Below are 4,987 nucleotides of genomic sequence, written 5' to 3'. Positions count from 1 at the left end.
GTCTTCATCCTCGACCGCAGCGGCTCGATGTCGGGCTTGGAATCGGACACCATCGGCGGCTTCAACGGCATGCTGCGCCGCCAGCAGGAAGAAAGCACGGACATCCTCGTTTCCACCGTGCTCTTTGATGATGCGGTCGAGGTCATTCACGACCGCGTCCCCATTGGGAAGGTCGCGCCGCTCACAGAGCGCGAATACTTCACGCGCGGCTGCACGGCGCTTCTCGATGCCGTCGGCGATTCAATTCACCATATCCGAAACATCCACAAGTACGCACGAGAAGAAGATCGCCCCGTACGCACGATGTTCGTCATCACGACCGACGGTCTGGAAAATTCAAGCGTTCGCTACACGGCGAAGAAGGTCAAGAAGCTCATCGAGCATCAGGAGAAAAAGCACGGCTGGGAGTTCGTCTTCCTCGGCGCAAACATGGACGCCGTCGCCGTCGCGGGCGATCTCGGCATCCGTCGGGAAAACTCCGTGGAATTTGCATGTGATGCGGGCGGCATACGCGAAAACTTCGTCTCGCTCGGCGCGATGACTGCGAGCTTCATCAAGACGGGCGGCATCGACGCCGGCTGGAGCATGGCGATCGCTGATTATTGCAAAAAGGCACGCGATAAGAAGTAAGGAAAGAAAAATGCTTTTGGGAAACCGCCTAACCTTGTTGGGAAGGCGGTTTTTTCATACCGTTAAGGATATGATGAAACTTTGCGGCAAGAATTTTGTTGATTAGTTCCGCAGATTTGTCTATAATATGAGAAAGAAGATTAACCTAGAGAGTATTTGGAAGGCGGTATACTTTTATGTGTTTCACAGATGCGCTATTGATGCGGCAAAATGCTATTGCAGAAAATAAGGCGGAGCCATTATCGTTGCCGAAATTTCCTACATATTGTATCTGCAACCTTCGTGGTGGAATAGGAAAGACCTCGTTGGCATTCAATCTGTCTTATTTGATAGAAAATTTGCTCGCCGTCGATACATGTCCGCAGGGAAATCTTTCTTATTTTTATAATGATACATATTACCAATCCGTGCAAGTGTCGGCATATGATATGCTGCTGCCATACTTCATGCCCGGCTTGGGGCGCGCCAGTCGTGTTGCACAATATGTGGGCGCTACGAATCTTTATTTTCGAGATCGAAGTGTGTACTTCATTCCATCGGCAGATGCGCTGTATAATTTTCCTTCACAAATGGCTGTTGCTATGGGGCAGGCGATGAGTGTAGCCGGACAGCAGCAACAGGATCTGCTCGATCGTATGCTGTTTTCTCTGCGGGCAGAGGTTCGGCGTGAAATGGAAGAAACCGAAACGGATAAATGCCTCATTGATACATCGCCGTTTTTCGCGGGGGCGACGCATCTGGCATGGCATGCTACAGATGCTTTGATCGTGCCGGTCAGAACAGATCAGCAGTCCATCAACTCGTTCAAACTTCTGTTGCAGACATTATCGGATCCGTCAAGTCCTTTTCGCAGGATTCTGCCGTATGATTCGCATACTCCGAAAATTCAATTGGTCGTTTTGACACACTGTGGCTGGTCCACGCGTGCCGGAGCGCGCAATGAGCCGAATCGTCAAACACGGCTGTATCTTGCGCAGATCAGAGATCTTGCGGCTAGAAATATTTCCCATTTCACTACAAGAGATCCGGAAAATCATATCGTTCTGCTTGACGATTTCCTTGGCAGCGGGCGAATATCAAGTGCGCAGTCCAAGCCGATCGAGTTGTTGAATCCGGGAGAAAGCGTGACGATCCAACGAGTCCGAGTCGAGGTCAATGAGTCAGTGAATAAGATAAAGAATCAGCTGCACTTTATCAGCAACAGTATTTGGTGATACGAAGTGCAATTTTCGCAGCAAGAGGCTTGAAAAATATTTTGAGGCATGGACAAAATCTGTCCATGCCTCTTGTTATAATGCAAGCAAGGAATTTGATAATGTCGCATGACAGGCGACCTCGGAGCGAAGCGACTTGGTATAATGGGAGCAGAAAAGGGCGAAGCGTGGATAACTGCACACTTATGGGAGGTGCCTTCGATGGATGTTTTACAGAGGATTCGCGGTTTTGTATCTCCGTCGTGCGAGGATTGCTTGTATCGCTTGGGTGTCGTGCGCTGCGTCGTAAGCCCGTGCCCGGCATGCCGCATGACAGGGATTCGCCCGTCATTTTACCATTCGCGGGTCTTTGGCAGGCGCTCGCGGCGGTGCGGAGATGGCAGGGAAAAGCGCGTGAAGCGTACGAAGTGAAGGACAGTTTCCGAGAAAAGTCGTCAGTCCGACGGGGCAATCGGTTGGGCTGGCATATCGAAAAGCGGAGGAGGAAATCGAATGGAGCGATTGGAAATCAAGGGCAAGATCGCGACGGCGATCGCCTATGCGAAGGTCATCGAAGACGAAGCCGTCGAGCAGATCCGGCGCATGTGCGACTACGAAATCACGGAAGGCTCGCGCATCCGCATCATGCCCGACGTCCACTGGGGCAAGGGCTGCACGATCGGCACGACGATGACGGTGAGGGACAAGGTCGTGCCGAATCTCGTCGGCGTCGATATCGGCTGCGGCATGTATACGGTAAACCTTGGAAAGAAGGAACTCGACCTCGCCAAGGTCGACGAGGCGGCGCACATCATCCCGTCGGGCAGACAGCTGTGGGAGGGGCGGCAGGCGAAGTTCGACTTCACGGAACTCCGCTGCTATCGCGATCTCAAGACGGTCAAGCGCATCGCCAAGGCGCTCGGCACGCTCGGCGGCGGCAACCACTTCATCGAGATCGACCGCGCTGAGGATGGTACGAACTACCTCGTCATTCACACGGGCAGCCGCAGTCTCGGCACGCAGGTCGCCGAAATCTATCAGTCGCTTGCTATTGATCTGGCGCACGGCAAGGCGGCGCTCTTTGAAGCGCGTGAGGAGATGATTCGCCGTTACAAGGCGGAAGGACGCCGCGCCGAGCTGCAGGAAGCGATCAAGGAGCTGCATAGAACCTTCCGTCCGACGAAGATGAGCGTGCCGCCCGACCTCGCCTTTCTCTTCGGCAAGTATCTCGATGACTACCTGCACGACATCGAGATCTGCCAGCGCTTCGCAAGATTGAACCGCGAGAAAATCGCCGAGAAACTGCTTGAGCACATCGGCGTCACGCCGAACGAAGCGTTCCATACGGTGCACAACTACATCGACACGGAAGAAAGGATCCTCCGAAAGGGCGCCATCGCCGCTCACAAGGGCGAGCGCGTCCTCATCCCGATCAACATGCGCGACGGCAGCATCCTCGCCGTCGGCCGCGGCGATCCCGAGTGGAACTACTCCGGCCCGCACGGCGCAGGGCGGCTCATGTCACGCACGACGGCACGCGAGCGCTTCACGCTCGAAGAATTCCAAAAGGAAATGGCGGGCGTCTACACGACGAGCATCGGCGAAGGCACGCTCGATGAAGCCCCGATGGCATACAAGTCGCTCGCGGACATCATCGACGTGATCCGCGATGCGGTTGATGTCATCGAGGTGCTGAAGCCGGTTTATAATTTCAAGGCAGGAGGCCCGAAGGGGGCGGTGGAGGAGATGGAATAAAGATGTTTATGATTCCCGAGAGAATACGGCTGAATAATAAGGCTGATGAAGGCAATAAGGAAAAGGAGCGGGAGTTCGGCGCTAATATCATCGGTGTTGGAGATAACGGACGGGAAGCTGTTCATTGCTTGCTGCGAGAAGGTTTCAAAGGCATGAGATGGCTGGGATTGCATCGGAATCCGCAAAATCGCTACCCGATGGGCGTCGATGTGATTGCGACGTATGGCTCTTGGGCGGGCATCGAAAATGTCATGCTTCCGTTCGGCGGCGAGATGCCGAAAAGCGTACTGCAATTTTACAGGTATCGCAAGCGCTTTTTTCAGCCAGAGAAGCCGTCGTTCGTGCTGGCTGATTTTGCGGAATCGGTTGGCAGAGATGCTGCGCCCGTTGCAGCTGCGGATTCGTATGCAATCGCTGTGGTCGCGATACCCTTCATTGAGAAAATCATAGCCCCGAATGCGCTGGACTTTATAGAAGCGAAACTGTATTGGCGATTTCAAAGCCTGTGCCAACATACGAGTGTCGTCATAGCGATGGACGACGACGTTCCGTCTCGTATAGGAGAAGCAAGAAACAAGGCGATGGCGAAGCGGCAAAGCGATTTCGTCGGCGATCTGCTGCACAGCATAGAATGTGGGGCGAACGCCGCGCTGCATTGGCAGGAAGTCGAGAAGTTTTTTTCTAAGCCGCGGAGATGGGGACAGTGCAACCTGTGGCGAGCATGGAGCAGCGTAACCGGAGACGTGCGCTCTGCGATGGCAGACGTGCGACGCGTGCTCTCGTGCGGCGGCGCATTGGAGGAGGCAAAGCGCGTGTTCCTCATGATCACGGGGAAGGATGGGGAATTTTCCCTGACGGATGTGCAGATCGTGGTGGATGCGTTGGCAGCGACGCTGGATGTGGAAGCAGAGGTGATGCTGCACGTCAATTGTGAGAAGGAATTTGCTGACGGTGTGCGTGTCAATATGGCGGTGCGGCTGGATACGGGGTGATCGGCGCCGTCTGCTTGTGTGATTATAGGATATCGGGGCTGGGATCAACCTGACCAACGGCGTCGTATATAATATCGCAGGTGTCGTGAGGGATACCGGCAAGAAGAAGTTCAAGGGCGGTACGATGGTCAGCAATCTCTATGCCGGACCGCACAAGGCAGGCGACATGTATGTGTCGATTTCCACACCTCTCAATCCGGGGGAGACCTTCTATTTCAGACAATCGACGGGTTCGATTGAAGCAGACCGTTGTGAAGTGGATCATATTTCAGAATCTTTTTCTGAATGTGATAGATGTGAAAAGATTTTCAGGGAGGGAATGTTCATGTTTTGTCAGAGTTGCGGAAAAGAAAGAGTTGGAGATGGGGCGTTTTGCCCGCAGTGCGGCAGCCGGTACAGCGTGCCGCAGGAAGAGGC

Annotated in this window: 6 protein-coding genes; all 6 read left to right on the top strand. The window is 54.0% G+C overall.

The window, feature by feature from the left end; translation table 11 throughout:
- Nucleotides 1-630: vWA domain-containing protein (locus ACTTKG_RS08985; RefSeq protein WP_442673874.1), on the top strand; the 630-nt coding region annotated here is incomplete at its 5' end.
- Nucleotides 631-806: 176 nt separating this feature from the next.
- Complete coding sequence (locus tag ACTTKG_RS08980) at nucleotides 807-1,844, top strand: ParA family protein (protein ID WP_442673873.1); 1,038 nt, start codon at nucleotides 807-809, stop codon at nucleotides 1,842-1,844.
- 201 nt (nucleotides 1,845-2,045) lie between these two features.
- Nucleotides 2,046-2,255, top strand: coding sequence for a hypothetical protein (locus tag ACTTKG_RS08975; RefSeq protein WP_442673872.1), 210 nt, complete (start codon nucleotides 2,046-2,048; stop codon nucleotides 2,253-2,255).
- A gap of 81 nt (nucleotides 2,256-2,336) precedes the next feature.
- Entirely contained in the window at nucleotides 2,337-3,578 is a 1,242-nt protein-coding gene (locus ACTTKG_RS08970; protein ID WP_442673871.1) for an RtcB family protein, read from the top strand.
- Nucleotides 3,579-3,580: 2 nt separating this feature from the next.
- Entirely contained in the window at nucleotides 3,581-4,570 is a 990-nt protein-coding gene (locus ACTTKG_RS08965) for a cell division protein FtsZ (protein WP_442673870.1), read from the top strand.
- Between the two features lie 85 nt (nucleotides 4,571-4,655).
- On the top strand, nucleotides 4,656-4,987 hold a 332-nt coding region (locus ACTTKG_RS08960; protein WP_442673869.1), incomplete at its 3' end, for a hypothetical protein.

The organism is Selenomonas sp., assembly GCF_052169755.1.
Taxonomy (GTDB): domain Bacteria; phylum Bacillota; class Negativicutes; order Selenomonadales; family Selenomonadaceae; genus Selenomonas.
This window is presented reverse-complemented; position numbering and strand designations above follow the sequence as displayed.

What these genes read in the sequence shown, in the direction of transcription:
- ACTTKG_RS08975 (WP_442673872.1), top strand. Translation starts at nt 2,046, where the DNA reads ATGGATGTTTTACAGAGGATTCGCGGTTTTGTATCTCCGTCGTGCGAG.
- ACTTKG_RS08965 (WP_442673870.1), top strand. Translation starts at nt 3,581, where the DNA reads ATGTTTATGATTCCCGAGAGAATACGGCTGAATAATAAGGCTGATGAA.
- ACTTKG_RS08980 (WP_442673873.1), top strand. Translation starts at nt 807, where the DNA reads ATGTGTTTCACAGATGCGCTATTGATGCGGCAAAATGCTATTGCAGAA.
- ACTTKG_RS08970 (WP_442673871.1), top strand. Translation starts at nt 2,337, where the DNA reads ATGGAGCGATTGGAAATCAAGGGCAAGATCGCGACGGCGATCGCCTAT.